Raw genomic sequence first — 24,836 nt, 5'->3', positions numbered from 1 at the left:
GACGAAGGTCTCGCCTGGTCACGGCGCACGTCGGCGCCGCTTTGCCCGGTCCGCGAAACTCGGGCCACTGACCAGGGGTTATCGTGTTGGCGTGAGTACCGCGCAGGTTCGCAAGAGCTTCCAGATCCGCACGTTCGGGTGTCAGATGAACGTGCACGACTCCGAGCGCCTCGCCGGTCTGCTCGAGGACGCGGGCTACGAGCGGGCCACCGAGGCCGAGCAGCCCGACGTCGTCGTCTTCAACACCTGCGCGGTCCGCGAGAACGCCGACAACAAGCTGTACGGCACGCTCGGCCACCTCGCCCCGCAGAAGGCGGCGAAGCCCGGCATGCAGATCGCCGTCGGCGGCTGCCTCGCGCAGAAGGACCGCAGCGAGATCGTCCGGCGCGCCCCCTGGGTCGACGTCGTGTTCGGCACGCACAACATCGGCTCGCTGCCGGTGCTGCTCGAACGCGCGCGCCACAACGAGGAGGCGCAGGTCGAGATCCTCGACGCGCTGGAGACGTTCCCGTCGTCGTTGCCGGCCGCGCGCGACTCGGCCTACTCGGGCTGGGTGTCGATCTCGGTGGGCTGCAACAACACCTGCACGTTCTGCATCGTGCCGTCGTTGCGCGGCAAGGAGAAGGACCGCCGTCCCGGTGACGTGCTGGCCGAGGTGCAGACGCTGGTGGACGAGGGCGTGCTGGAGGTGACGTTGCTGGGGCAGAACGTGAACTCCTACGGCGTCGAGTTCGGCGACCGGCTCGCGTTCGGCAAGCTGTTGCGCGCCACCGGGGAGATCGAGGGCCTGGAGCGCGTGCGCTTCACCTCGCCGCACCCCAAGGACTTCACCGACGACGTCATCGCCGCGATGGCCGAGACGCCGAACGTGTGCCACAGCCTGCACATGCCGCTGCAGTCCGGTTCGGACCGCCTGCTCAAGGCGATGCGCCGCTCGTACCGCACCGAGAAGTACCTGGGGATCATCGAGAAGGTCCGCGCCGCCATGCCGGACGCCGCGATCACCACCGACATCATCGTCGGGTTCCCCGGTGAGACCGAAGAGGACTTCCAGGGCACGCTCGACGTCGTGCGCCAGGCCCGTTTCTCGTCGGCGTTCACGTTCCAGTACTCGAAGCGGCCGGGAACGCCCGCCGCCGAGCTGCCGGACCAGCTGCCGAAGGCCGTGGTGCAGGAGCGCTTCGACCGGCTCGTGGCGTTGCAGAACGAGATGACGCACACGCTCAACAAGGAGCAGGTCGGCCGCACGGTCGAGGTCCTCGTCGCCACCGGTGAGGGCAAGCGCGACGCCGAGACGCTGCGCATGAGCGGCCGTGCGCGCGACGGTCGTCTCGTGCACTTCACGCCGGGAGCGACGGTTCCGCGTCCCGGTGACGTGGTGGAGACGGTCGTGACGTACGCGGCCCCGCACTACCTCGTGGCGGACGGCGAACCGCTGTCGTGGCGCCGCACCAAGGCCGGCGACCGCTCCGAGGCCGGCATCAAGCCCAAGACCGCGGGCATCGGCCTCGGTCTGCCGTCGTTCGGGGCGCCCGCCCCGCTGCCCGCCGTGTCGGGATGTGCGGCCCAGTGAGTGACGAGGACTTCTTGCGCAAGGAAGTGGACGCGGTCGAGCGCCAGGCGGCCAAGAGGATCGACCCCGGCACGGGAGCTCTGACGATCTCCATCGCGGTGCTCGCGATCCTGGTGTCGCTGATCCTGCCGTGGGTCGGCGAGCACTCGGGCCTGCAGGTCGTGCTCGGCGAGTCGGAGCTGTTCCTCCCGACGCTGTTCTCGTACCTGGCCCTCGCCGTCGGCGTGGCGGGCTCCGGGATCACGCTCGCGGTGCGGCGCTGGGTGCTCACCTGGGTGTGCTCGCTGGGGCTGTTCGCGGGGTCGATCATCGGGGTGCTGTCGATCTGGACGCAGCAGACGACGACGAGCAACAAGACCATCGGACCCGGCCCCGGCATCGGGCTGGTCATCGCGGTGATCGCCGTGGTGGTGCTGCTCGTCAAGTGGGTGAAGATCGCGGCGTCCCGCCCGCCCCAGCTCTGATCTCGGCCCGACCTCCACGATCGAACGTGGAGGTCGGTCGTGGAGGTTGTCGCTGTTCGCCCTGGTTCCCGGCTGCCAGTGTTCTTCCCGTTCGTGCAGATCCACGAGGGGGGAGTCCTCTGATGACGCTCGGAAAACTCGGCAGGGCCGCACTGCTGGTCACGGCGTGCGCGTCTTTGCTGTCGATGGCACCAGGGGTGGCGAGCGCGGCGACGTGTTCGGGCACCGGCTGCGACAACAGGGACCCGGAGGTCACCGGCTGCGCGTCGGGCGCGACCACGGTCGGCTCGTCGTCCACCGCCAAGGGGCTGTTCGAGCTGCGCTACTCGTCGGCCTGCGGCACGAAGTGGGTGCGCTTCTCCGCCTACCAGGGCGGCAGCACACGTCCCGGCAAGGACCTGCAGCTCACCGTCTGGGACCGTCCGCGCAACAAGTACGTGGACTTCTTCGCGTCCCCCGCGGCCGGTGCGCACTGGGGCAACATGGTCTACTCGCCCGGAGCCACGAGGTGCGGCTGGGGCCAGGCCGACTGGAACGGCGGCGCGACCTTCGACGCGAACGCCAAGGCGTCGACCTGCTGACCTGACGAAGGGCCCTTCTCCGAGGATGGAGAAGGGCCCTTCGCCACAACTTCAAGCAGGCGTTAGAGCCTCTAGCGGGTGGCCAGGGCCTGCTCGGCGGCGGCGAGCCACTCGCGCCACTGCGCCGCCTGCGCCTCGGCCTGCTCGGTGCGGCGCTTGTCGCCCGCGGCACGGGCCTTCGCGGCCTGCGCCTCGAACTGCTCCACGCGCTCGCGGAACTGCGCCACGCGGGCCTCGGCCTCGGGGTCGGACCGGCGCCACTGGGCGTCGACCGCGCCGCGGACCCTCTCCTCGATGGCGCGGAGCTTGCCCTCGAGCTCGCGGATGCGCTCGCGCGGCACCTTGCCGATCGCGTCCCACCGCTCCTGGATCTTGTAGAGGTGGTTGCGCGCCGCCTCCAGATCGGTCGACGGGTCGATCGTCTCGGCCTCGGCGAGCAGCTCCTCCTTCAGCTTCGCGTTGGCCGAGAACTCGGCGTCACGCTCGCTGAACGCCTCGGAGCGCTTCTGGAAGAACGCGTCCTGCGCGGCGCGGAACCGCTGCCACAACGCGTCGTCGGCCTCCTTGGGCGCACGCCCGGCGGCCTTCCACTCGACCATCAGCTCCTTGTAGCGACCGGCCGTGGGGCCCCAGTCGTCGGAGTCGACGAGCTTCTCGGCCTCCTCGACCAGCGCCTGCTTCGACGACTTCGCGACCGAACGCTGGCGGTCGAGGTCGGCGAAGTGCGAGCCGCGGCGGCGGTTGAACGCGTCACGGGCCTTCGAGAACCGGCGCCACAGCTGCTCGTCGGTCTTGCGGTCGACGCCGCGGATGGTCTTCCACTCGTCGAGGATCGCGCGCAGCCGGTCGCCCGCGACCTTCCACTGGGTCGACTCGTTGGCGATCGACTCGGCCTCGTCGACGAGCGCCTGCTTGCGCGCCACGGACTGGGCTCGGGCGGCCTCCTTGGCCTCCTTCGCCTTCTCCATGCCCGCCTCGGCCCGCTCCAGCACGTGCTCGACGCGGGCGGCCAGCGCCTTCAGGTCGCCGACGACGGCGGCCTCGGCCAGCTGCTCCTTGACGTGCTTCGCGCTGGTCAGGGCGTGCTTGGGGTCGCCGGCGCCGGAGGCGAGCCGCGACACGAGCAGCTCGACCTCGGTGCGCAGGTCGTCGAAGCGCCGCGCGAAGTGCGCGAGGCCCTCGACCGGCTCACCGGCCTGCCACGACCCGACAGCGCGTTCGCCGTCCTCGGTCTTCACGTACACGGTGCCGTCGGCGTCCACGCGCCCCCAGCGGTCAGGGTGGTCCGACGCCACGGGGACGGCCGGAGGCGTCGCCTGCGCCGCGGTCTCCTTCGGCGTTTGTTCGACCCCGCCCTCGGCTGCACCCTCGACTGGGGCGGTCTCCGCCACGGCCTGCGGTGTGCTGTCCTGCTCCGACATCGCCGGTTCCTCCCATCTGACGCCCGTGCCTGCCACGGGCGCCCCGCCGTTGGCGGGGCCGATGCAATACGGGCGCTGGAGGGTCTCCCGTCCCCAGTTCCCCGCGCGCATTCAAACAGGTCAGAGCTCGACTCGGTACTGGGAGTCCACGATAGGTAGCCTCGTTCGTTGTGATCACCCGCGCTGCGGTGGTGCCGCACCCACCCCTCCTGGTGCCGGAACTGGTCTCCGGCGCCGCCGCCGAGACCGAGCCCGTGCGCGCCGCAACCCTTGCCGCAGCAGGAAAACTGCCCGGTCCGTGGGTCGCGGTGGCCGTCGACGGAAGTGGCCCCTCCACGTTCGTGCCGCCGTTGTCGGGAACTTTTCTCGGTTATGGGGTCGACGTCCCCGTGACACTCGGGGGTGACCTGCCGCCCGACGCCACGATTCCTTTGCCGGTGCTAATCACCGCGTGGCTGCGGGAACGCTGCGGAGTCGAGGTGTCACGCGTTGAACTCGTGCCGCACGACCTGCCCACTTCGGATTGTGTCTCGTTTGGACAACGACTCGCCGCCGACACCGGGGCCGCGGGCCTGCTGGTCCTGGGGGACGGATCGACGCGGCACGGCCCGCGCTCGCCGGGGTCCGACGACGAGCGTTCGGGGCCTTTCGACTCGGTGGTCCACGACCTCCTGGCCGCCGCCGACGTCGACGGCCTGCTCGGCCTAGACCCCGATCTGGCCCGCGAGCTGGGCGCGCAGGGGCGTGCGGCGTGGCAGGTCCTCGCCGGCGTGCCCGGTCCGTGGCGCTGCTCGAGCGCCGAGTTCTTCGCACCGTTCGGCGTGGGCTACCACGTCGCCGTCTGGGAGCGCCCGTGACCACGACCCCGATCACGCCCATCGCCGTCGTCGGACCCACCGCGACCGGCAAGTCCGACCTGGCCGTCGCGCTCGCGGAGCGGTTCGGGGGAGAGGTCGTCAACGCCGACGCCATGCAGCTCTACCGCGGCATGGACATCGGCACGGCGAAGATGCCCGTGCCCGAACGCCGCGGCGTGCCCCACCACCTGTTCGACGTCCTGTCCGTCACCGAGACCGCGTCCGTCGCCGCCTACCAGCGCGAGACGCGGGCCGTGGTCGAGGACCTGCTCGCCGCCGGGCGCCCGCCGGTCCTCGTCGGAGGTTCGGGGCTTTACGTCCAGGCGGTGCTCGACGACCTGAAGTTCCCCGGCACCGACGACGCGGTCCGCGAGCGGTTCGAGGCCGAACTGGCGTCCGTCGGGCCCGAGGCGCTGCACCAGCGGTTGCGGGAGCTCGACCCGGCCGCCGCGATCGCGATCCTGCCGTCCAACGGCCGCCGCATCGTGCGCGCGCTGGAGGTCATCGAGCTGACGGGGCAGCCGTTCTCCGCGAACCTCCCCAAGCCCGGCCCCGCGCGGTACGGCACCGTCCAGATCGGCATCGACCGCGAGGTGTCCGAACTGGACTCGCGCGTCGACCGGCGCGTGGACGTGATGTTCGAGTCGGGCCTTGAAGCCGAGGTGCGCGCACTGGTCCGGCTCGGCCTGCGTGAGGGCAAGACGGCTTCACGTGCCCTGGGCTACCAGCAGGTCCTGTCCGCAATGGACGGAGCCTGCACGATCGACTTCGCCGCGGAGGAGACCAAGCGCGCCACCCGCCGGTTCGTGCGCCGGCAGCGGTCGTGGTTCCGGCGCGACCGGCGCATCACCTGGCTCGACGGTGCTCGGCCGGATCTCTTGGACGCCGCCGGTAGCCTTGTCCCGTGGAGTTCGTGAAGGGGCACGGCACGGAGAACGACTTCGTCGTCCTGCCCGACCTCGATGACCAGCTGGACCTGACCGTCGCCCGCGTGCAGGCGCTGTGCGACCGGCAGCGCGGCCTGGGCGCCGACGGCGTGCTGCGCGTCGTGCGTTCCGGTGGCGATTCCGGGGGCAAGTGGTTCATGGACTACCGCAACGCCGACGGCTCCATCGCCGAGATGTGCGGCAACGGCCTGCGCGTCTTCGCCCGCTACCTGGTCGACGCGGGCCACCAGCCGCAGGGGTCGTTCGTGGTGGGCACCCGCGCCGGCGACCGCACGGTGACGACGCACCCGGACGGCTCCGTCACGAACGACATGGGCCCCGCGCGGGTCACCGGCACGTCCATCGCCGCGGTCGACGGCGCCGGCATCGGCGGCTTCGCGGTCGACGTCGGCAACCCGCACCTGGCGTGCGTCACCGACCTCCCGGTGGGGAGCTTCGACCTCACCGTGCCACCCGGCTTCGACCCGGTGATGTTCCCGCACGGCGTGAACGTCGAGCTGATCAACGTCATCGGCGAGAACGCGCTGCGCATGCGCGTCTACGAGCGCGGCGTCGGCGAGACCCGCTCGTGCGGCACCGGCACCGTCGCGTCCGTCGCGTCGTGGCTCGCCGGCCAGGGCCGCACGACCGGTGAGGCCACCGTCGACGTCCTCGGCGGCCAGGTGCGCGTGACGATCGAGCCGACGACGTCGACGCTCACCGGACCTGCCGTGCTCGTCGCGCGCGGCGAGCTCGACAAGTCCTGGTGGGACGCCCTCGTGTAACTGGTCCGGCCCAGCCGATATCCGATATATCAGTCGGGCATCAGGCGAGCTCGTAGACCTCGATCTTCCCCAGCCGGTCGGGCTTGACCACGGACGGGTTCGAGTCGGGCGCCGTCAGGCACACGAGGTGGTCGTCGACGACGGCGACGGCGAAGCACGTCTGCGTCGTCTCGACCTTGTGCGTCACCTTGCCGCCCTCGGCGATGCGGAACACCGCGGGCTGCAACGCCGGCGCCACCCACACGCCGTCGCCGTCGCCTGCGATCCCGTCCGGCGCGATCCCGAGCTCCTTCACGTCGGCCCACACCCGGCGGCCCCGCAGCGACCCGTCGCGGTCGACCGAGAACGCCGTGAGCTTGAACGCGACGGTCTCGGCGACGACCAGGACGTTCCCGCTCTCGGCCTCGCCGCTCGGGTCGGGGAGCAACGCCATGCCGTTCGGGAACTTGAGGTCCTCGGCGACGACGCGGACGGACCCGTCGGGCCCGACGAGCGCGAGCTTGGCGCCGAGCGGGTCGAAGTCCGGTTCGAGCAGCCGCGGGATGCCGACCTCGTCGATCAGGCCGTGCAGGTCGAAACCGAAGTTGCCGACGTACGCGCGGCCCTCGGCGTCGACGAGCATGTCGTTCGCGTGGAAGGTCGCGATATCCGATATGTCGGCGTGGACGACCAGTTCGTCATTCACGAGTTTGCGGACCGTCCGGTCGAGCATCGAGACGACGAGCAGGGTGCCGTCCGGCAGCCAGCCGAGGCCCGAGGGCTGGCCGTCGAAGGCGGCGACGACCTCGTCGTCGCCCCCGGCGAGGTCGAGGGCGTGCACCTCGCCCGCGTAGAAGTCGGAGTAGTAGAGGCGGCCATCGGGGCCGCGCCGCGGTGTCTCGCCGAAGTGAAGACCGTCGCGCACAACCTTCGTCTCAGCCATGGGCCTCGACGCTAGACGTGGTCGGCAGGTCCCGCATAGACCGCAACGGCGAGAACAGCACCCACCCCATCCCGGCCACCGAGCCGATCAGCGAGACCCACAGCGTCGGCACGATCCCGATCCACGAGCCGAGCCCGCCGCCCAGCAGCGCCCCCAGCGGCGTCGCGCCCCACACGACCCAGCGGATCGAGGCGTTCATGCGGCCCAGCAGGTGATCGGGGCAGATCGCCTGCCGGTAGCTCACCTGACCGATGTTGTAGACGACGACGCCGAACGCGCTGACCGCGAGCCCGGCCATCGCGAACACGATGCCCCAGCCCGGCGTCGTGAACGGCATCAGCAGGACGAACGGCCAGGTCAGCAGTGGTACGAACCAGATCATCCTGGCCTGTCCGATCAGCACGCCGAGCCGGTGCGCGACCATCGCGCCGAGCACGCCGCCCACCCCGCTCGCGCTGAAGACCAGGCCCGCCGTTCCCTCGCTCAACCCGGCGACCCGCAGCAGGAACAGCACGCTGACGGCGTTCTGGATGCCGTGGAAGAAGTTCGACGTCCCGGTGCAGGCCACGATCTTGCGCAGCGTGGTGTTGCTGAAGACGAACCGCAGCCCCTCCACGATCTCGCGGCGCAGGTGCGGGTCCGGGTGGCGTTCCGGCGCCGGTTCGGCCGTGCGGATCCCGGCCAGGAACAGCGCCGAGCTCAGGTAGCCGAGGCCGGTCGCGAGCACGCCGTTGGCCGCGCCGAGGAACTGGGCCGCGTAGCCGCCGATCGCGGGTCCCGACACCTCGGCGACGGACATGCTGGCCTGGAGCTTCGAGTTGCCCTCGACGAGCTGGTCCCGCCCGACCAGCGACGGCAGGTACGACTGGTAGGCGACGTCGAAGAACACCGTGCACACGCCGATCGCGAGACTCACCACGACCAGCTGCGGCAGGTCGAGCACGCCCAGCCACCACGCGACGGGCACGCTCAGCATCAGCGCGGCGCGGACGACGTCCATCGCGATCATCAGCGGCTTGCGGCGCATCCGGTCGACCCAGACGCCCGCGGGCAGTCCGATCAGCAGGAACGCCATCGTGCTCGCCGCCGCCAGCAACCCCATCTCGAACGGCGTCGCGTTCAGCACCCCCGCCGCGAGCAGCGGGATCACCGTGATGCCGACACTGGCGCCGAACTGGCTGATGGTGTCGCCGATCCACAGCCGGCGGAAGTCCTGATGCCCCCAAAGCGTCATGCAGGGGAGTCTGCGCCGAGTGATTGGAAACTGTCAATCACTCACTTACACTGGGCGGGTGCCACCCCCGAGGAGACGCCGGCCCGCGACGAGCGAGGAAGCCGCCGCCCTGAGCTCCGACCTGCGGTTGCGGATGATCCGCATGACGTTCGACCGCCCCCTCACCAACAAGGAGCTGGCGCGGCGCCTCGGCAAGGACCCGGCCACGACCCTGCACCACGTGCGCAAACTCGTGGCCGCCGGATTCCTGGAGGCGATGCCGCCCCGCGCGGGCAACCGGGGCGCCAAGGAGATCCCCTACCGGTCCACGAAGCTGTCCTGGGAACTCGACAACAGCGAAAATGCGGTCGCCGTCGGCGAGGCGATGTTGCACGCTTTCCTCGGCGAGGTCGCCGACATCGGGCTCGGAGACGTGGATCAGAGCCGCCTGGTCGTGACCGTCGACCCGGAGGAACTAAAGCAGCGGCTCGAAGCGTTGATGGAGGAGTTGGCCGCGCAACCGGTCAAGCCGGATGTTCCCCGTGTGGCGATCTACCTCGCGGTGTATCCGGGGGACTGAACAGGTCCGTGGGACGATGAAGGGCAAATGACGGAAAACATCCAGAGCACAGAGTTCGACCCCCAGTTCGACGACGAGTCGTGGGAAGACGACTTCTCGACGGGTGACTACGAACTCGCCGAACGCGCCGCATTGCGCCGTGTCGCGGGGCTGTCCACCGAGCTCGAGGACATCACCGAGGTCGAGTACCGGCAGCTTCGCCTGGAGCGGGTCGTGCTCGTCGGGGTGTGGACCGAGGGCACGGCAGCCGACTCCGACGCCTCCATGGCCGAGCTCGCGCGCCTCGCCGAGACCGCGGGTTCCGAGGTCCTCGAAGGCGTCGTGCAGCGGCGGGACAAGCCCGACGCGGCGACGTACATCGGGTCCGGCAAGGTCTCCGAGCTGCGCGACGTCGTGCAGTCGACCGGCGCCGACACGGTGATCTGCGACGGCGAGCTCTCGCCGGGCCAGCTGCGTCAGCTGGAGGAGAAGCTCAAGGTCAAGGTCATCGACCGCACCGCCCTCATCCTGGACATCTTCGCGCAGCACGCGCGGTCCAAGGAGGGCAAGGCGCAGGTCGAGCTGGCCCAGCTGCAGTACCTGATGCCGCGCCTGCGCGGCTGGGGTGAGACGTTGTCGCGGCAGGCCGGTGGTCGTGCCGGCGGCGGCAACGGCGGTGTGGGTCTGCGCGGTCCCGGTGAAACCAAGATCGAGACCGACCGCCGCCGGATCCGCGCGCGCATCGCCAAGCTGCGCCGCGAGATCGCCGCGATCGGCGTCATCCGCGAGACCAAGCGGGGCCGCCGCACGGCGAACGAGATCCCGAGCGTCGCCATCGCGGGCTACACGAACGCGGGCAAGTCGTCGCTGCTCAACGCGCTGACGGGCGCCGGTGTCCTGGTGGAGGACGCGCTGTTCGCCACCCTCGACCCGACGACGCGCCGCGCGCTGACGCCCGAAGGCCTGCCGTACACGCTGACCGACACGGTCGGCTTCGTCCGGCACCTGCCGCACCAGCTGGTCGAGGCGTTCCGCTCCACGCTCGAGGAGGTCGGCCAGTCCGACCTGCTCGTGCACGTGGTCGACGGCTCCGACGCCATGCCGGAACAGCAGGTCAAGGCCGTGCGCCAGGTCCTCGCCGAGATCAACGAGAAGGCCGACGCGCCCATGCCGCGCGAGCTGCTCGTCGTGAACAAGATCGACGCGGTGGGCGACCTGGGCATGGCCCGGCTGCGGCACCTGTTCCCGGACGCGTCGTTCGTGTCGGCGCACTCGGGAACCGGCATCGAGGAGCTGCGGGTCCGCATCGCCGACCTGATGCCACGTCCCGAGGTCGTGGTCGAGGCACTCGTGCCGTACGCGCGCGGCGAGGTCGTCGCCCGCGTGCACCGCGACGGCGAGATGCTGTCCGAGAAGCACACGGAGTCGGGCACGCTGATCAGCGCTCGGGTGCGCCCGGACCTGGCCGGCGTCCTGGAGGAGTTCGCGACGAACGGGACGCCTGCTTGATCCTCCCGCCTCCACCGGTGGACGTGTGCCCGGTAGCCATGCAGGAGCTCTCCGGGCTCACGTCCAACGGCTCAGAGTTCTTCGCCGTCAGCGACAGCGACAACGGCACGCTGCGCATCCAGGTCATGGGCCGCGACTGCGTCGTGAAGCGCACGATCACCGCGCCCGTCGACCCGTACGACGTCGAGGACCTGGCGATGACGCCGGACGGCACCCTTTGGGCGTCCGATACCGGCGACAACAACAAGTCCCGCTCCACGGTCGCCCTGCACAAGGTCTCGCCCTCGGGCGCCGTGGAGCGGTTCCGCGTCACCTACCCGGACGGCAAGCACGACGCCGAGGCGTTGCTCGTCGACAAGTCCGGAACGCCGTACATCATCACCAAGGAACCCCTCGGCTCCGCGCTGGTCTACCGCCCCACAGCCCCGCTGCGAACTGATATATCGGTGCCGTTGGAGCAGGTCGGCCGCGTGTCGCTGTCGTCGACCGACACCCCGGGCGGCCCCCTGGAGGGCACCCTCGACTCGCGCCTGGTGACCGGAGCGGCCTCCACGGCCGACGGCTCCGTCATCGCCCTGCGCACCTACACCGACGCGTACCTCTACCCGGTCCCCGACGGCGACGTCGTCAAGGCGCTGTCCGGCGACCCGGTCCGAGTCCCGCTGCCGAACGAACCCCAGGGCGAGGCCATCGCCTTCGACCCGGACGGCACCCTGCTCTCGGCGTCCGAGGGCGCCGGCACCCCGATCCGCGCCGTGGCGGGCGCCGCGGCCCTGGCCCAGCCACCCGCGCCGACGACCACGACGCCACCGCCACCGGCCGACGAGCAGCAGGCCGCACCCGCGGACTCGTCGAACGGCTCGTGGCAGAACTGGCCCCTGGCTCTCAGCCTGGGCGGGCTGGTGCTTGTCGTCGCCCTCGTCATCGGCCTGCGCTTCCGCCGCCGAGCCTGACCGCCGCCCGGAGAGCAGTGGCGGACGGCCAAGGATTCCGGCGTCACAACAGCAGACACGCCTGAGCCCGGAACCGATATATCAGTTCTGGGCTCTGAGTCCGTCGAGAACTACGGAAGGCGCCGCAGCACCGTCACGACCTTGCCGAGGATGGTGGCCTCGTCGCCGTTGATCGGCTGGTAGGCCGGGTTGTGCGGCATCAGCCACACGTGGCCGTCCTTGCGCTTGAACGTCTTCACCGTCGCCTCGCCGTCGATCATGGCGGCGACGATCTCGCCCTGGTCGGCCGTGGGCTGCTTGCGGATCACGACCCAGTCGCCGTCGGTGATCGCGGCGTCGATCATCGAGTCGCCGACGACGCGCAGCAGGAACAGCTCACCCTCGCCGACGATCTCGCGCGGCAGCGGGAACACGTCCTCGATCGACTCCTCGGCCAGGATCGGGCCACCGGCCGCGATCCGGCCGACCATCGGCACGTACGCGGGCGTCGGCTTGGACATCGGGTCGAGACCGGGGTCGATCTCGGTGGGCAGCATCCCGACCGCGCGCGGGCGGTTCGGGTCGCGGCGCAGGAAGCCCTTCCGCTCCAGCGCGCGCAACTGGTACGCGACCGACGAGGTCGACGTCAGGCCCACGGCCTCGCCGATCTCGCGCACGCTCGGCGGGTAGCCGAAACGGTCGACCCAATCGCGGATCACGTCGAGCACCTTGCGCTGACGCAGAGTCAGGCCGGCGTTTCCCGCGATCTCGTTCACCTGTGTCTCCACAAGAGCGGGATCCGGGTCGATCGTCTTGCCTGCCACGGTCGCTGTCCTCCTCGCCGCCCCCAGTTCGAATGGGATTCCGGCACTCCGTCGATCTTCGTGGTCGACGGTAGTCGTGTTTGCTGCACAGATCAAACACCTGTTCGAGGTATTTGGCCGCGTGTTGTGGCGTTCGGAGAGCGGGTCTGGTAGAAATTCGCACGGACGTTCGATCGAACCCCTGTTCGATCAAGGTGGTTGACCTGCGATGGAGGTCGTGATGGCGGTGCTCGTCGAGAAGCGGTTGCCGGGTGGCGAGGGCAGTGACGTCGCTGCCGTCGCGGCGGGACGTCCCCTCCGTTCGGGTCCCCGGGTCATGCCGCGCCGTCCGGCGACGAGGCCGCATCCCGTCGTCGTCCCGGCCAAGCGCGAGTCGAGCTCGTGCGAGGTCCGGCCGCAGCGCGAGTCGTTGTTCGAACTGATCGCGGTCGGCGTCTTGAGCGCACTCACGGTGGTCGCGCTCGGCGTGCTCTACCTACAGCAGGCGGGGGTCACCCCGTAGCTCCACCCCCACATCTTGTGTTCTGGCGCCCGCCGTGACGTGAACGCTCCGTCACCGGCGGGCTTTTTTGCGTAATCGCCGCTGATCGGCGCAACGTTCCCCCGTTCGAGTGGTGTGTCGAGTTGCGTCGGCGTCGGTTGCGATCTAGGTTCTACCCCTACATCTAGTGGTTGCACCGTTGTAAGTAGTCCACAGGTTGTGGGTAACCCGACCAGTGAGGCTGCTGCGATGGTTGCTGCGCGGGGGAAGGGGTGAGGTGGCGTGCGGTGTCCGTTCTGCCGCCATTCGGACTCGCGGGTGGTCGACTCCCGCGAGGTGGACGAGGGTCAGGTGATCCGTCGTCGCCGCTCCTGCAACAGCTGCAGCCGAAGGTTCACCACGGTCGAAGAAGCGGTTCTCGCCGTGGTCAAGCGCTCCGGCGTGACGGAGCCTTTCAGCCGCGACAAGGTCGTCGTCGGCGTGCGCAGGGCGTGCCAGGGCCGCCCGGTCGACGAGGACGCGTTCCAGGTGCTCGCGCAGCAGGTGGAAGAGTCGATCCGGTCGACGGGGTGCGCGGAAATCGCGAGCCACGAGGTGGGACTCGCCATTCTCGGCCCCCTGCGTGAACTCGACGAGGTCGCGTATCTGCGCTTCGCGAGCGTTTACAGGTCCTTCTCGTCCGTCGAGGACTTCGAGAAGGAAATCCTTGATCTTCGCACTGCGAGAGCCGAGGAAGCACCGGCCGAGCAGTGATCCGCGCGCGGTGAAGCGCGCGAGGCAAGCCATCTTTTTTCCTGAAGCACCAGTACGAGGGAGATCCACCGTGACCGAGACCGTCGGCGGCTCAGCCAAGAAGACAGCCGCACGGGCGGCTGCCAAGCCTGCCGCGCTGAAGGTCCAGCGCGTCTACACCACCGAAGGCCGCCACCCCTATGACGAGGTCACGTGGGAGCGCCGCGACGTCGTCATGACGAACTGGCGCGACGGCTCGGTGAACTTCGAGCAGCGCGGTGTCGAGTTCCCCGAGTCCTGGTCGGTGAACGCCACGAACATCGTCACCAGCAAGTACTTCCGCGGTGCCGTCGGCAGCGAGAAGCGCGAGCAGTCGCTGCGCCAGCTGATCGACCGCGTCGTGAAGACCTACGTGGGCGCCGGCAAGGAGCACGGCTACTTCACGGGCGAGCAGGACGCCGAGATCTTCGAGCACGAGCTCACCTACATGCTGCTGCACCAGGTGTTCAGCTTCAACTCGCCGGTGTGGTTCAACGTCGGCACCAGCTCGCCGCAGCAGGTCAGCGCGTGCTTCATCCTCGCGGTCGACGACACGATGGAGTCGATCCTCAACTGGTACCGCGAGGAGGGCCTGATCTTCAAGGGCGGCTCCGGCGCCGGCCTGAACCTCTCGCGCATCCGTTCCTCGAAGGAGCTGCTGTCCTCCGGCGGCACCGCGTCCGGCCCCGTGTCGTTCATGCGCGGCGCCGACGCGTCCGCGGGCACCATCAAGTCCGGTGGTGCCACCCGCCGCGCGGCCAAGATGGTCGTCCTCGACGTCGACCACCCGGACGTCGTCGAGTTCATCGAGACCAAGGCCCGCGAAGAGGACAAGATCCGCGCGCTGCGCGACGCCGGGTTCGACATGGACCTGGGCGGCGCGGACATCGTGTCCGTGCAGTACCAGAACGCGAACAACTCGATCCGCGTGTCGGACGAGTTCATGCACGCCTACGAGGCCGGCAACGACTTCGGCCTGCGCGGCCGCCAGACCGGCGAGGTCATCGAGCGCGTCGACGCCAAGGAGCTGTTCGGCAAGCTCGCCAAGGCCGCGTGGGAGTGCGCCGACCCCGGCATCCAGTACGACGACACGATCAACGACTGGCACACCTGCCCCGAGTCGGGCCGCATCACCGCGTCCAACCCGTGTTCCGAGTACATGCACCTCGACAACTCGAGCTGCAACCTCGCGTCGCTGAACCTGATGAAGTTCCTCGGCGACGACGGCCGCTTCGACGCCGTCACGTTCGCCAAGGCCGTCGAGCTGATCATCACCGCGATGGACATCTCGATCTGCTTCGCGGACTTCCCGACCGAGCCGATCGCGGACACCACCCGCAAGTTCCGCCAGCTCGGCATCGGCTACGCCAACCTCGGCGCCCTGCTGATGGCGACCGGCCACGCGTACGACTCCGAGGGCGGCCGCGCGCTCGCCGCGACCATCACCTCGCTGATGACGGGTGTCTCGTACCGCCGTTCCGCGGAGCTCGCGGGCATCGTCGGCGCCTACGACGGCTACAAGCGCAACGCCACCGCGCACCAGCGCGTCATGCGCAAGCACGCCGCCGCGAACGACCTGATCCGCACCTACCACGCGAACGACTCGGCGGTGCACAAGGTCGCGACCGAGGCCTGGCAGCAGGCCCTCGAGGTCGGCGCGAAGAACGGCTGGCGCAACGCCCAGGCGTCCGTGCTGGCCCCCACCGGCACCATCGGCCTGATGATGGACTGCGACACCACCGGTATCGAGCCGGACCTGGCCCTGGTCAAGTTCAAGAAGCTCGTCGGCGGCGGCTCGATGCAGATCGTCAACCAGACGGTGCCGCGCGCCCTGAAGGCCCTCGGCTACCTCGACGAGCAGATCGAGGCGATCGTCGAGTTCATCGGCGAGCACGGCCACGTCGTCGACGCGCCGGGCCTGCGCCGCGAGCACTACGAGGTCTTCGACTGCGCCATGGGCGAGCGCTCCATCGCGCCCATGGGCCACGTGCGGATGATGGCGGCCACGCAGCCGTTCCTGTCCGGCGCGATCTCCAAGACCGTCAACATGCCGGAGACGGCGACGGTCGCGGACGTCGAGGAGATCTACTACCAGGGCTGGAAGCTCGGCCTGAAGGCGCTCGCGATCTACCGCGACAACTGCAAGGTCGGCCAGCCGCTGTCCGCCGGCAAGGGCGCGAAGGCGACCGAGGAGAAGAAGGCCGCCAGCGAGACCGTCGTCGAGTACCGCCCGGTCCGCAAGCGCCTGCCGAAGAAGCGCCCGTCGCAGACCGTGTCGTTCACGGTCGGTGGCGCCGAGGGCTACCTGACGGCCGGCTCGTACCCGGACAACGGCCTCGGCGAGGTCTTCGTCAAGCTCGGCAAGCAGGGCTCCACCCTGGCCGGCGTGATGGACGCGTTCTCGATGTCCATCTCCGTGGGCCTGCAGTACGGCATCCCGCTCGAGTTCTACGTCTCGAAGTTCCAGAACCTGCGCTTCGAGCCGGCGGGCATGACCGACGACCCGGACGTCCGCATCGCGACGTCGGTGCTCGACTACCTGTTCCGCCGCCTGGCCCTCGACTACCTGCCCTACGACAAGCGCGCGCAGCTCGGCATCTTCACCGCCGACGAGCGTTCGGCGCAGGTCGCGGGCGAGTACGGCGGCCCGGTGACGTCCGACGTGGACCTCGAGGGTCTGCGCCAGTCGGTGGAAGCGGTCGAGGCCGCGCCGAAGCAGGTCGAGACCGTCGTCGAGACGCCGAAGCACGTCGGCAGCTCCACCGAGCTGCTGGAGCTGCACCTCGGCAAGGCCGCCGACGCGCCGCTGTGCATGACCTGCGGCACGAAGATGCGCCCGGCCGGCTCGTGCTACCTGTGCGAGGGCTGCGGCAGCACCTCCGGCTGCAGCTGACAGCGGTAGCTGGACGCTGTAGCCGAACAGCGGTCGGGGCCTCGACGCGTCACGCGTTCGAGGCCCCGCCTGTTAGACGCTGCAACCGGAGTTGCGGACCGTCACGGCAGCTTGATGCCGTGACGGTCCGCCAGCTTCTTCTCGACCTCCGCGATCACGCACGCGATCGTCGACGGGTTGAGCCGTCCCTCCCCGAAGCGGACAACGGTCTTCGCGAACTCGTCGGCCGCCAGCGCCCGGCACTCGGCGTTCAGCGAGCGGTGGTCGACCCCCGCCTCCTTGAAGCACTCCAGGGGCTTGCGGCCGAAGATGACCTCGAACTCCTCCCAGCCCCGCAGCGTCCAGTAGGTGTCGTTGACCGCCACGGACGTCGCGCGCAGCCAGCGCCACAGGTACTGCGGGTCCTGGTGGCTCGGCGACTCGCTGACGCACCGGCCGCACAGCAGCACGACGTTGTCCGTGGTGCGGACGCCGCCCATGGACGGCGGCACGACGAGGTGTTGCTCCAGTGAGGACCTGTAACCGCAGCGCCAGCAGCGTTCGTGGGCCGTGCTCCAGTCGATGACGAGGTCGACCTCGTGCTCGACCCAGTACGCGACGACCTGCCGGTTGGTGATGCCCAAGTGGTCCTCCCCAGTTCTTGCCTCCCCTGTCGGTCGTGAAGGCGATTCCGTTTCGCCCACTCGCAACTGATAGAACATCTCGCATTAAGGGGGATAGATGCCTTCGTTCGACGACTTACGCCGTTACCTGCTCGGACAGCTCAACGCCGCTGTCCGGCGTCCCGGCATGTACGGCGGTGAGGCGGTGATCCTCACCTTGCTCGACGCGCTGGCGTTCGCCGACGACCGCACGGACCGGTGGCAGAACGAGCTCGAGTCGTTGGTCAAGCGCGGCGCGGCGAACGCGGCCATGGTCAGCGGAGCGGTGCACGAGGTGCTCGGCCACCGCAGCGAGGACGTCATGGCGTCGGTGTACGCGGACCTCGCGCACCGGCAGGGCTGGCTCAGCCTCGACGCGGACAGCCGCATCCCCGGTGTGCTCGGCGAGCACGACTGCCTGCTCGACGACGTGATCGCCGAGTACGGCGAGCCGCCGTTGTGGCTGGGCGGCACGAACCCCAAGTACTCGAAGACGCTCGGCTACCCGGACAGGTCGGGGGCGCTCGTGTTCTTCCACTTCATGCCCGAGATGCGGCTCATGGCGACGAGGCGCGGCGACGGCGGCTTCCGCGACAGCTTCGTCTTCACACCTGCCGGGCTATCGAGATGAAGTCGTCGATCAGCGGCGTGTGCCGGTGGGCGGCCCACGCCAGCGCGACCTCGTTCGGCGCGATGTCCTCCACCGGCACGTGCACCAGGTCCTCGCGCGAGTAGAACACCGCCGTCGACAACGGCAGGATCGTCACTCCGCCGTGCAGCGCGACGTGCTCCAGCTTCTCCTCGACGGACCGGATCCCCGGCGTGCTGTCGTGGTGCACGATCCGCTCGCCGGCCAGGTCCGCTTGCCGCACGCTCTCCTTGCCCGCCAGCCGATGCGTCGCCGGGAGCACGGCCACGCACGGTTCGGTGGAGAGCGGCGCGATCCCCAGCCCGTCCACCGGCACCGGCAGCCGCACGTACCCGACGTCGACGCGGCCGTCGTGGATCACGTCGACCTGGTCCGTCCACGTCGTGCGCACCACGTCGACCCGCAGCCCGGGATGCCGTGACGCCAGCAGCCGCACCGCGGGCGTGATGATCAGGCCGGGCATGAACCCGACCGAGAACGTGCCGGCCGCGCCCACGCGTCGCAGCAGGGCCGAAGCCTGCGCGAGCAACGGCCGCGCGTCGGCCAGCAGCTGCTCCCCGGACGGCGTCAGGACGGTCCCCTTGGAGGAACGGTCGAACAGCTGGACCTTCAGCTCTGCCTCCAGCGCGCGGATCTGCCGTGACAGCACCGGCTGCGCGATGTGCAGGGCCTCGGCGGCGCGGCCGAAGTTCAGGTGCTCCGCGACCGCCACGAAGTACCGCAGCTTCCGCAGGTCCAAATCCATGCGACCAGCGTAGGTCAGAACGATAAAATCGCAGGTGATGCGCATAGTTCTGCACACTCGTGCGCGCCTGGACCTCGCATACGCCTCGCTCGACGGGCTCTCCGTCGGCGACGCTCTGGGCGCTCAGTTCTTCATGGTCGGCCGCTCGTTGCCCGACCTCGTGGCCGGCACGCCGCCACGGGGCCCGTGGGAGTGGACCGACGACACCGAAATGGCCTGCAACCTCGTCGCCGAACTCCGCGACCACGGCGCCGTCGACCAGACCCGGCTCGCGGCGACGTTCGCCGACCGCTGCGAGCCCTACCGCGGTTACGGCGCTGGGGCTTTCACGATCCTGCGCAAGATCCGGCAGGGCACGCCGTGGAAGGAGGCGGCCTCCAGCGCGTTCGGCGGTCAGGGCTCGTGCGGCAACGGAGCGGCGATGCGGATCGCACCGCTGGGCGCCTACTTCGCCGACGACCCGGCAACCGTCACGGCGCAGGCGATCCGTGCCAGCGAGGTGACGCACCAGCACCCGGAGGGTGTCATGGGTGGTGTCGCGGTCGCCCACGCGGCGGCGGTCGCGGCCAGGGCCCGGCTGACGGGCACACCGCCGCGCGACCTGCTCGGCACCGTCCTCGACCACCTCGAGGACTCGGTCGTGCGCAAGGGGATCGACAGGGCGCGCAAGATCGGCGACGCCGAGGAGGCGGCCTACGTGCTGGGCAACGGCTCGCGCGTCACGGCGCAGGACACCGTGCCGTTCACGCTCTGGGTCGCCGCCCACCACCTCGACGACTACCGCGCCGCCATCACGGCGTGCGTCCGGGCCGGGGGAGACGTCGACACCACCGCCGCGATCGTCGGAGGCGTCGTCACGGGCCCGCCGGAGGACTGGCGGCAGGCCCGTGAACCCCTTCCGGACTGGGTGAGCCGCTCTGATCAGGAGCGGTGACCCCGGCGGGGTGATTTATTCATCGCTTGTTGAGTTTTTGGCCGAACGCTCGTAACCTCCTCTTCAGGCGAACCTGGAGGGGACACCATGGCGCTCACGATCGGCTTCAAGTCCATCGACGGCTCGATGCTCGCCACCGTGGGCGGCAAGGCCGCGAACCTCGGCGAGCTCACCAGGGCCGGCCTTCCGGTGCCGCAGGGCTTCTGCGTCACCACGGACGCCTACCGCGCCGTCGTGCAGGCCGGCGACCTGGCGGGCACGACCCCGGACAACGCCCGCAGGACGGTGCTCGAAACCCCTGTGCCGCAGAAGATCCGGGACGCGGTCGTCGCCGGGTACCGCGAGCTCGGCGACGCCGTGCCGGTCGCCGTGCGGTCCAGCGCCACGGCCGAGGACCTGCCGTTCGCGAGCTTCGCGGGCCAGCAGGACACGTTCCTCAACGTCGTCGGCGAGGACGCGGTGGTCGACGCCGTGCGCCGGTGCTGGGCCTCGCTGTGGACCGATCGCGCGGTCAGCTACCGCGAGACGAACGGCATCGACCACACCACGACGTACCTCGCCGTTGTCGTGCAACGGATGGTGCAGTCCGCGGTGTCCGGCGTGATGTTCACGGCGAACCCCGTCACGGGCACGCGCGACCAGATCGTCATCGACGCCAGTCCCGGCCTCGGCGAGGCGGTGGTGTCCGGCGCGGTCAACCCCGACCACTTCGTCGTCGACGGCGACGAGATCGTCGAGAAGCGTTTGGGCGACAAGAAGTTCGTCATCCGCTCGCTGCCCGGCGGCGGCACCGAGCACGTCGAGGTAGGGGAGAGCGGCGACCAGTGCCTCACCGACGGGCAGGTCCACGCGCTCGCCGTCCTCGGCCGCAAGGTGCAGGCGCACTACGGATCACCGCAGGACACCGAGTGGGCCATCGACGACGACGGCGAGCTGCACCTGACCCAGGCGCGTCCGATCACGACGCTGTTCCCGTTGCCGGACAACCCGGACGGTGGTGCTCACGCCTACTTCTGCTTCAGCCTCGCCCAGGGGCTCGAACGCCCGATCACGCCGATGGGACGTGCGGCGTTCCGCGAGATCGCCCAGTCCGCGTTCGAGATCGTGATCGGCGACCCGGCGAGTCAGTCCTATGTGGAGGCCGGTGAACGCATCTTCTTCGACGTCACCAAGGTGTTGCAGAGCAAGGTCGGCCGGGAGTTCGTCACGCGCCTGCTCGGTGTGATGGAGGCGCGTTCGTCCGAGGTGTTGAAGAGCCTGTTCGACGATCCGAGGTTCGCGATCAGGAACTCCTCGCCGACGCCCGCGCTCAAGCGCGTCTTCAGGCTCGCCCGCCGGTTCCGCGTGCCCGTGACGGCGGTGAAGGCGTTGGTGGACCCCGAGAAGGCCGTGCGCACCGCGTTGCTGATGGAACGCGAGGTCCTGGAGAAGTCCGCGAACCTCTCGATCGAGCAGGCGTTGCGGCAGTGCACCGTGCCGGTGCTGCCCGGGCTCGCCCCCACCGCGCTGATGGGGTTCGCGATGCTCGGCCTGGTCGGCAAGGTCGTGAAGACGAAGCCGGGGGAGCTGCAGACCGTGCTGCGCGGACTGCCGAACAACATCACCACCGAGATGGACATGGCGATGTGGGACCTGGCGCAGGAGATCCGGCACGACCCCGTCGCGCTGCGGCAGTTCCAGGACGGGGAACGCCCCGCGGCACTCGACCGCTTCCTCTCGCGGTGGGGCCACCGCGCCGTCGCCGAGATCGACCTGGGCCTGCCGAGGTGGTCGGACGACCCCGCGCACGTCATCGGCGTCGTGAGGAACTTCCTGCTCCTGGAGGACGGCCAGGCCCACCCGGACGCGGTGTTCGCACGAGGCGCCGCCGAGGCCGAGGCGATGATCGAGACGCTCGCCCGGCGCGCCAGGGGACGCGGCTGGTTCGTGCGCTTCGCGTTGCGCCGCACCAGACTGCTCGCCGGTCTGCGCGAGTACCCGAAGTACCTGATCATCACCTTGTTCGGGGCGCTGCGGAAGCGCATCGCCGAGTTCGGCGCACAGCTCGTCGCGGACGGCCGCCTCGACACCGCGGACGACGTGTTCTTCCTGGACTTCGAGGAAATGCGCTCCTCGCAAGGGGATCTGCGCCCGCTGGTGGCCGCGCGCCGCGAGGTCCACGACCGCGAGATGCGGCGCAGGCACATCCCGCGCGTGCTGCTGTCCGACGGTACGGAACCCGAAGCCGTCCACCACGGCACACCGGTGGAGGGCGACCTGGTCGGCACGCCGGCGTCGGCGGGCACGATCACCGGTGTCGCGCGCGTCGTCATGGACCCGGTCGGCGCACACCTCGAACCCGGCGAGATCCTCGTGGCACCGTCGACGGACCCCGGCTGGACCCCGCTGTTCCTGACGGCGGGCGGCCTGGTGATGGAGATGGGCGGCGCGAACTCGCACGGCGCGGTGGTGGCGCGGGAGTACGGCATCCCGGCGGTCGTGGGCGTGCGGGAGGCCGTGTCCAGGATCAGGACGGGGGAGCGGATCACCGTGGACGGCAGCACCGGCGCGGTCACTGCACTGGACGACGGGGCGTGACTGGCGCAATCGAGGTGGAGCACCACCGGGAAGCGACCCCGGACCGAGCTGAGCCGCGCGCCTGGGCGAATCCACCTGTGGAGGCCGCCCGTGCTGATGTCCGGAACCGAGCTCGCGCGCGACATCGTTCAGCGAGCGTCTGAGAAGGCCGCCGAGTACACGTCGCGCACCGGCCGCAAACCCTGCTTGGCCACCGTGATCGTCGGCGACGATCCCGCTTCCGTCACGTACGTGCGGATGAAGCAGAACCGCTGCCGCAAGGCAGGACTCGACTCCGTGCACGTGGCGTTGCCGGCGAGCACGACGACGGAGGAGCTCGTCGCGCGGATCCGCGCGCTGTCGGACGACCCGGCCGTGCACGGCATCCTGTTGCAGCACCCGGTACCAGGCCACATCGACGAGCGGTCGGCGTTCGAGGCGATCGTCCCGCACAAGGACGTCGATGGCGTCACGACGCACTCGTTCGCCGCGATGTCCTTCGGGCACAACGAGTTCGTGTCCTGCACGCCGGGCGGGATCGTGCGCCTGCTCGACGCGTACGACGTCGAGATCGCCGGCAAGCACGCCGTCGTGATCGGCCGCAGCCCGATCCTCGGCAAACCCGCCGCGATGCTCCTCCTCGCTCGCGACGCCACCGTCACGATCTGCCACTCGAAGACCGCGGGCCTCGCCGAGATCGTGCGCACGGCGGACATCATCGTCGCGGCCGTGGGTAGGCCGCGGCTCGTGCGGGGCGGCTGGATCAAGCCCGGCGCGGTCGTGGTCGACGCCGGGTACAACGAGGGCAACGTCGGTGACGTCGACTTCGAGGCTGCGGCCCACGCGGGCCTGATCACGCCCGTTCCGGGAGGCGTGGGACCGACGACGATCGCCGTTCTGCTGGAACAGACCGTTGACGCCGCGACGCGGCAGCCGGACGCGTAATGTCGGGATCGTGGCTGAGTCCAAAGGTGAGCTGAACAAGGTCCAGCAGGGCATCGCCGACTACCTGCTGCGCGCCGGCGTGGACGGCTTCGGACCGTTCAAGAGCGCCCGTGAGTCCGCGTCCGACGCGCTGGTCAAGAAGGGCGACGAGGCCGCCGCGATCCGGCACCTCATCCGCACGCACGTCGCGCTGGCGGGTGCCCAGGGCTTCGTCACGAACCTCGGCGGCCTGATCACCCTGCCGGTCTCGCTGCCGTCCAACGTCGCGGCCACCTACGTCATCCAGACGCACCTCATCGCGTCCATCGCGTCGTTGCGTGGCCACGACGTCGATAGCGACGAAGTTCAGATGGCCATCCTGCTGTGCCTGCTCGGCAACGCGGGAACCGAACTGTTCAAAAAGGTCGGCATCAAGCAGTTCACCAAGAAAGCCGCGTCGGCGCTCATCACGAAATACGGCACGAAGAAACTCGGCACGATCGCGGCGAAGGGCGTTCCCCTGCTGGGCGGCGTCATCGGCGGTGGCGTCGACGCCGCCTCTACCAGAGCGGTCGGCTCATTCGCAAATCGCTACTTCGCCCAGGCGAACCCGTTGCCGAAGGTCATCGACGGCGAGGTGTTGTCCGTGGAGATCGAGGAATCGGACGGAACGACCGATTCGCGCTAACTCAGCCTGTCCAGTGCGGAGCTGAACGCGTCCGACGGGATGAGCACGCCGCCGTCGAACGGGTTCTGCAACTGGTATATCGCGAACAGCAGCAGGACCAGCGCCGAGCTCAGCGTGACGGTGATGAGCAACTGCGACGTGAGCGTCGGTCCGCCGAACAGGTACGGGAACAGCAGCGACAGCCCCGTGCCGATCAGCAGCGCGAGCCACACGACCGGGTTGACGCCGTTGTCCGCCGCGTCCAGCCGCTCCTGCCTGGCCTGGTACACGTTCCAGAGCTGGTTCGCGGCCTCGGCCTTGCGGTCCTCCTGCCAGTCGCCGTCCGGTGCCGCGGCCGAGATCGTGTCCCTGAGCCGGTTGAGCGTGAGCCAGCCCTGGTTGTCGACGTTCTCGCCCTCCCGCATGCGGGGCCACTCGTCCTGCACGACGGTCGACACGTAGTCGCGGATCAGCTCGTCGACGGTGGACTTCGCGGGCTCGGGCAGCGAATCCGACGCCCAGTCGACCGCGACCAGCGCGTTGGCCTCCTTCTGCACCTGCTCCTCCGCGCCGTTGGCCGCGTCGAACAGGGAGATCAGGATGAACGCGGCGAGCACCGCGTGCAGGCCGGCGACGATGCTGAACACCGATCCGCCCGCGCCGAGGTTCTTCTCGCCCACTTCCTCCGAGCCGAACCGGCGGGTGACGACGACGAGAACGGCGGAGATGACGGCGGCGCCGAGAACCCAGAGCGCGCCGCTGAGGTAAATGCTCAATTCGGCTCCTTTCTGGTGTGGGATTAGACCACGGTCTACTGTGACCGGTACAGCACGGTCTGGTTGACGAGCAATGGTCAGGTGGGAATGCGGGGCCACAGCAGTAATACCCGGTTGTCGTATTGGGCTGCTCCATTCCGGTTGCGGCGGAATACGCTCGCACTGGGTGGGGTCGCGTCCCTTCTCGCGCTTTCCGCGCCGTTCACCAGCGCCGTTGCCCAGGCTGCGGCGCC

At 69.6% G+C, this 24,836-nt stretch carries 24 protein-coding genes and 1 riboswitch; of the genes, 17 read left to right on the top strand and 7 right to left on the bottom strand.

Features of this window, described 5'->3' with window-relative positions; translation table 11 throughout:
* Positions 1-91: 91 nt before the first annotated feature.
* The 3 genes from miaB to BMY74_RS36675 all read left to right on the top strand — a co-directional run bounded on the left by miaB (position 92) and on the right by BMY74_RS36675 (position 2,618).
* On the top strand, positions 92-1,573 hold the full coding sequence (miaB, locus tag BMY74_RS36685) for a tRNA (N6-isopentenyl adenosine(37)-C2)-methylthiotransferase MiaB (protein ID WP_089924224.1): 1,482 nt from the start codon (positions 92-94) through the stop codon (positions 1,571-1,573).
* Complete coding sequence (locus BMY74_RS36680) at positions 1,570-2,037, top strand: Rv2732c family membrane protein (protein WP_245786558.1); 468 nt, start codon at positions 1,570-1,572, stop codon at positions 2,035-2,037. The genes miaB and BMY74_RS36680 overlap by 4 nt, the downstream gene beginning before the upstream one ends.
* A gap of 122 nt (positions 2,038-2,159) precedes the next feature.
* On the top strand, positions 2,160-2,618 hold the full coding sequence (locus BMY74_RS36675) for a DUF2690 domain-containing protein (protein WP_089924217.1): 459 nt from the start codon (positions 2,160-2,162) through the stop codon (positions 2,616-2,618).
* A gap of 71 nt (positions 2,619-2,689) precedes the next feature.
* Here BMY74_RS36675 and BMY74_RS36670 read toward each other — a convergent pair whose 3' ends face one another.
* Positions 2,690-4,039, bottom strand: coding sequence for a DUF349 domain-containing protein (locus tag BMY74_RS36670; protein ID WP_089924213.1), 1,350 nt, complete (start codon positions 4,037-4,039; stop codon positions 2,690-2,692).
* Between the two features lie 170 nt (positions 4,040-4,209).
* On the opposite strand from BMY74_RS36670, the gene BMY74_RS36665 reads away from it, so the two are divergent.
* From BMY74_RS36665 to dapF, 3 genes are read left to right on the top strand one after another with little or no spacing between them, the layout of a single operon-like run.
* On the top strand, positions 4,210-4,896 hold the full coding sequence (locus BMY74_RS36665) for a class III extradiol dioxygenase subunit B-like domain-containing protein (RefSeq protein ID WP_089924210.1): 687 nt from the start codon (positions 4,210-4,212) through the stop codon (positions 4,894-4,896).
* 11 nt (positions 4,897-4,907) lie between these two features.
* Positions 4,908-5,813, top strand: a complete 906-nt coding sequence (gene miaA / locus BMY74_RS36660; protein WP_089924427.1) for a tRNA (adenosine(37)-N6)-dimethylallyltransferase MiaA — start codon at positions 4,908-4,910, stop codon at positions 5,811-5,813.
* Complete coding sequence (gene dapF, locus BMY74_RS36655; RefSeq protein WP_089924208.1) at positions 5,801-6,607, top strand: diaminopimelate epimerase; 807 nt, start codon at positions 5,801-5,803, stop codon at positions 6,605-6,607. Before miaA ends, dapF begins: the two co-directional genes overlap by 13 nt.
* Before the next feature lie 40 nt (positions 6,608-6,647).
* On the opposite strand, the gene BMY74_RS36650 is transcribed toward dapF, so the two are convergent.
* Complete coding sequence (locus BMY74_RS36650; RefSeq protein ID WP_089924205.1) at positions 6,648-7,529, bottom strand: SMP-30/gluconolactonase/LRE family protein; 882 nt, start codon at positions 7,527-7,529, stop codon at positions 6,648-6,650.
* On the bottom strand, positions 7,522-8,763 hold the full coding sequence (locus BMY74_RS36645) for an MFS transporter (RefSeq protein WP_089924203.1): 1,242 nt from the start codon (positions 8,761-8,763) through the stop codon (positions 7,522-7,524). Before BMY74_RS36645 ends, BMY74_RS36650 begins: the two co-directional genes overlap by 8 nt.
* A 58-nt stretch (positions 8,764-8,821) precedes the next feature.
* On the opposite strand from BMY74_RS36645, the gene BMY74_RS36640 reads away from it, so the two are divergent.
* The 3 genes from BMY74_RS36640 to BMY74_RS36630 are packed head-to-tail and all read left to right on the top strand — an operon-like array spanning position 8,822 to position 11,763.
* Positions 8,822-9,322, top strand: coding sequence for an ArsR/SmtB family transcription factor (locus tag BMY74_RS36640; RefSeq protein ID WP_281245032.1), 501 nt, complete (start codon positions 8,822-8,824; stop codon positions 9,320-9,322).
* A 27-nt stretch (positions 9,323-9,349) separates the two neighbouring features.
* A complete protein-coding gene (gene hflX / locus BMY74_RS36635; protein WP_089924195.1) occupies positions 9,350-10,810 on the top strand; it encodes a GTPase HflX in 1,461 nt (486 codons plus the stop codon).
* A 38-nt stretch (positions 10,811-10,848) separates the two neighbouring features.
* On the top strand, positions 10,849-11,763 hold the full coding sequence (locus tag BMY74_RS36630; RefSeq protein ID WP_089924192.1) for an NHL repeat-containing protein: 915 nt from the start codon (positions 10,849-10,851) through the stop codon (positions 11,761-11,763).
* A gap of 110 nt (positions 11,764-11,873) precedes the next feature.
* On the opposite strand, the gene lexA is transcribed toward BMY74_RS36630, so the two are convergent.
* Entirely contained in the window at positions 11,874-12,551 is a 678-nt protein-coding gene (lexA, locus tag BMY74_RS36625) for a transcriptional repressor LexA (RefSeq protein WP_177230106.1), read from the bottom strand.
* A 223-nt stretch (positions 12,552-12,774) separates the two neighbouring features.
* Here lexA and BMY74_RS36620 point away from each other — a divergent pair, with 223 nt between their 5' ends.
* The 3 genes from BMY74_RS36620 (at position 12,775) to BMY74_RS36610 (ending at position 16,711) form a co-directional block, all read left to right on the top strand.
* On the top strand, positions 12,775-13,068 hold the full coding sequence (locus BMY74_RS36620; protein WP_089924185.1) for a hypothetical protein: 294 nt from the start codon (positions 12,775-12,777) through the stop codon (positions 13,066-13,068).
* A gap of 261 nt (positions 13,069-13,329) precedes the next feature.
* A complete protein-coding gene (gene nrdR / locus BMY74_RS36615; protein ID WP_089924179.1) occupies positions 13,330-13,800 on the top strand; it encodes a transcriptional regulator NrdR in 471 nt (156 codons plus the stop codon).
* A 70-nt stretch (positions 13,801-13,870) separates the two neighbouring features.
* Positions 13,871-16,711 carry a vitamin B12-dependent ribonucleotide reductase gene (locus tag BMY74_RS36610; protein WP_089924174.1) on the top strand — a complete coding sequence of 947 codons (2,841 nt, stop codon included), beginning with the start codon at positions 13,871-13,873 and terminating at the stop codon, positions 16,709-16,711.
* A 101-nt stretch (positions 16,712-16,812) separates the two neighbouring features.
* Here BMY74_RS36610 and BMY74_RS36605 read toward each other — a convergent pair whose 3' ends face one another.
* A complete protein-coding gene (locus BMY74_RS36605; RefSeq protein ID WP_089924168.1) occupies positions 16,813-17,334 on the bottom strand; it encodes an HNH endonuclease in 522 nt (173 codons plus the stop codon).
* Positions 17,335-17,431: 97 nt separating this feature from the next.
* Between BMY74_RS36605 and BMY74_RS36600 the strand changes: the two genes are divergently transcribed.
* Entirely contained in the window at positions 17,432-17,983 is a 552-nt protein-coding gene (locus BMY74_RS36600; protein WP_089924164.1) for a hypothetical protein, read from the top strand.
* Here BMY74_RS36600 and BMY74_RS36595 read toward each other — a convergent pair.
* Positions 17,958-18,746: a LysR family transcriptional regulator gene (locus BMY74_RS36595; protein ID WP_089924161.1), complete on the bottom strand. Its 789-nt coding sequence runs from the start codon at positions 18,744-18,746 to the stop codon at positions 17,958-17,960. The genes BMY74_RS36600 and BMY74_RS36595 overlap by 26 nt on opposite strands.
* 37 nt (positions 18,747-18,783) lie before the next feature.
* On the opposite strand from BMY74_RS36595, the gene BMY74_RS36590 reads away from it, so the two are divergent.
* From BMY74_RS36590 to BMY74_RS36575, 4 genes are all read left to right on the top strand, one after another.
* Positions 18,784-19,680: an ADP-ribosylglycohydrolase family protein gene (locus tag BMY74_RS36590; protein ID WP_089924423.1), complete on the top strand. Its 897-nt coding sequence runs from the start codon at positions 18,784-18,786 to the stop codon at positions 19,678-19,680.
* An 87-nt stretch (positions 19,681-19,767) separates the two neighbouring features.
* Positions 19,768-22,257 carry a PEP/pyruvate-binding domain-containing protein gene (locus BMY74_RS36585; RefSeq protein WP_089924158.1) on the top strand — a complete coding sequence of 830 codons (2,490 nt, stop codon included), beginning with the start codon at positions 19,768-19,770 and terminating at the stop codon, positions 22,255-22,257.
* A riboswitch (ZMP/ZTP riboswitch) is annotated at positions 22,244-22,331 on the top strand. It overlaps the preceding gene by 14 nt.
* A 22-nt stretch (positions 22,332-22,353) precedes the next feature.
* The gene (locus BMY74_RS36580; RefSeq protein ID WP_089924419.1) at positions 22,354-23,181 is read left to right on the top strand and encodes a bifunctional 5,10-methylenetetrahydrofolate dehydrogenase/5,10-methenyltetrahydrofolate cyclohydrolase; all 828 of its coding nucleotides are present in this window, start codon (positions 22,354-22,356) and stop codon (positions 23,179-23,181) included.
* Positions 23,150-23,848: an EcsC family protein gene (locus tag BMY74_RS36575; RefSeq protein WP_245786557.1), complete on the top strand. Its 699-nt coding sequence runs from the start codon at positions 23,150-23,152 to the stop codon at positions 23,846-23,848. The genes BMY74_RS36580 and BMY74_RS36575 overlap by 32 nt, the downstream gene beginning before the upstream one ends.
* Here the strand turns inward: BMY74_RS36575 and BMY74_RS36570 are convergent.
* A complete protein-coding gene (locus tag BMY74_RS36570) occupies positions 23,845-24,603 on the bottom strand; it encodes a bestrophin-like domain (protein WP_089924151.1) in 759 nt (252 codons plus the stop codon). The two genes, BMY74_RS36575 and BMY74_RS36570, sit on opposite strands and share 4 nt — an antisense overlap.
* Positions 24,604-24,836: the final 233 nt, after the last annotated feature.

Origin of the sequence: Lentzea albida, from assembly GCF_900111005.1 — a bacterium.
GTDB classification, from domain to species: Bacteria; Actinomycetota; Actinomycetes; order Mycobacteriales; family Pseudonocardiaceae; genus Lentzea; species Lentzea albida.
The sequence above is the reverse complement of the archived record's forward strand: the minus strand, read 5'-3'. Positions and strand labels throughout refer to the sequence as shown.

Excerpts from the sequence above, each read along its gene's own strand:
- hflX (WP_089924195.1), top strand. The coding sequence starts at position 9,350 with ATGACGGAAAACATCCAGAGCACAGAGTTCGACCCCCAGTTCGACGAC.
- BMY74_RS36595 (WP_089924161.1), bottom strand. The coding sequence starts at position 18,746 with ATGGATTTGGACCTGCGGAAGCTGCGGTACTTCGTGGCGGTCGCGGAG.
- BMY74_RS36620 (WP_089924185.1), top strand. The coding sequence starts at position 12,775 with ATGGAGGTCGTGATGGCGGTGCTCGTCGAGAAGCGGTTGCCGGGTGGC.
- BMY74_RS36600 (WP_089924164.1), top strand. The coding sequence starts at position 17,432 with ATGCCTTCGTTCGACGACTTACGCCGTTACCTGCTCGGACAGCTCAAC.
- BMY74_RS36590 (WP_089924423.1), top strand. The coding sequence starts at position 18,784 with ATGCGCATAGTTCTGCACACTCGTGCGCGCCTGGACCTCGCATACGCC.
- BMY74_RS36630 (WP_089924192.1), top strand. The coding sequence starts at position 10,849 with ATGCAGGAGCTCTCCGGGCTCACGTCCAACGGCTCAGAGTTCTTCGCC.
- BMY74_RS36580 (WP_089924419.1), top strand. The coding sequence starts at position 22,354 with ATGTCCGGAACCGAGCTCGCGCGCGACATCGTTCAGCGAGCGTCTGAG.
- BMY74_RS36670 (WP_089924213.1), bottom strand. The coding sequence starts at position 4,039 with ATGTCGGAGCAGGACAGCACACCGCAGGCCGTGGCGGAGACCGCCCCA.
- BMY74_RS36585 (WP_089924158.1), top strand. The coding sequence starts at position 19,768 with ATGGCGCTCACGATCGGCTTCAAGTCCATCGACGGCTCGATGCTCGCC.
- BMY74_RS36645 (WP_089924203.1), bottom strand. The coding sequence starts at position 8,763 with ATGACGCTTTGGGGGCATCAGGACTTCCGCCGGCTGTGGATCGGCGAC.
- BMY74_RS36675 (WP_089924217.1), top strand. The coding sequence starts at position 2,160 with ATGACGCTCGGAAAACTCGGCAGGGCCGCACTGCTGGTCACGGCGTGC.
- BMY74_RS36650 (WP_089924205.1), bottom strand. The coding sequence starts at position 7,529 with ATGGCTGAGACGAAGGTTGTGCGCGACGGTCTTCACTTCGGCGAGACA.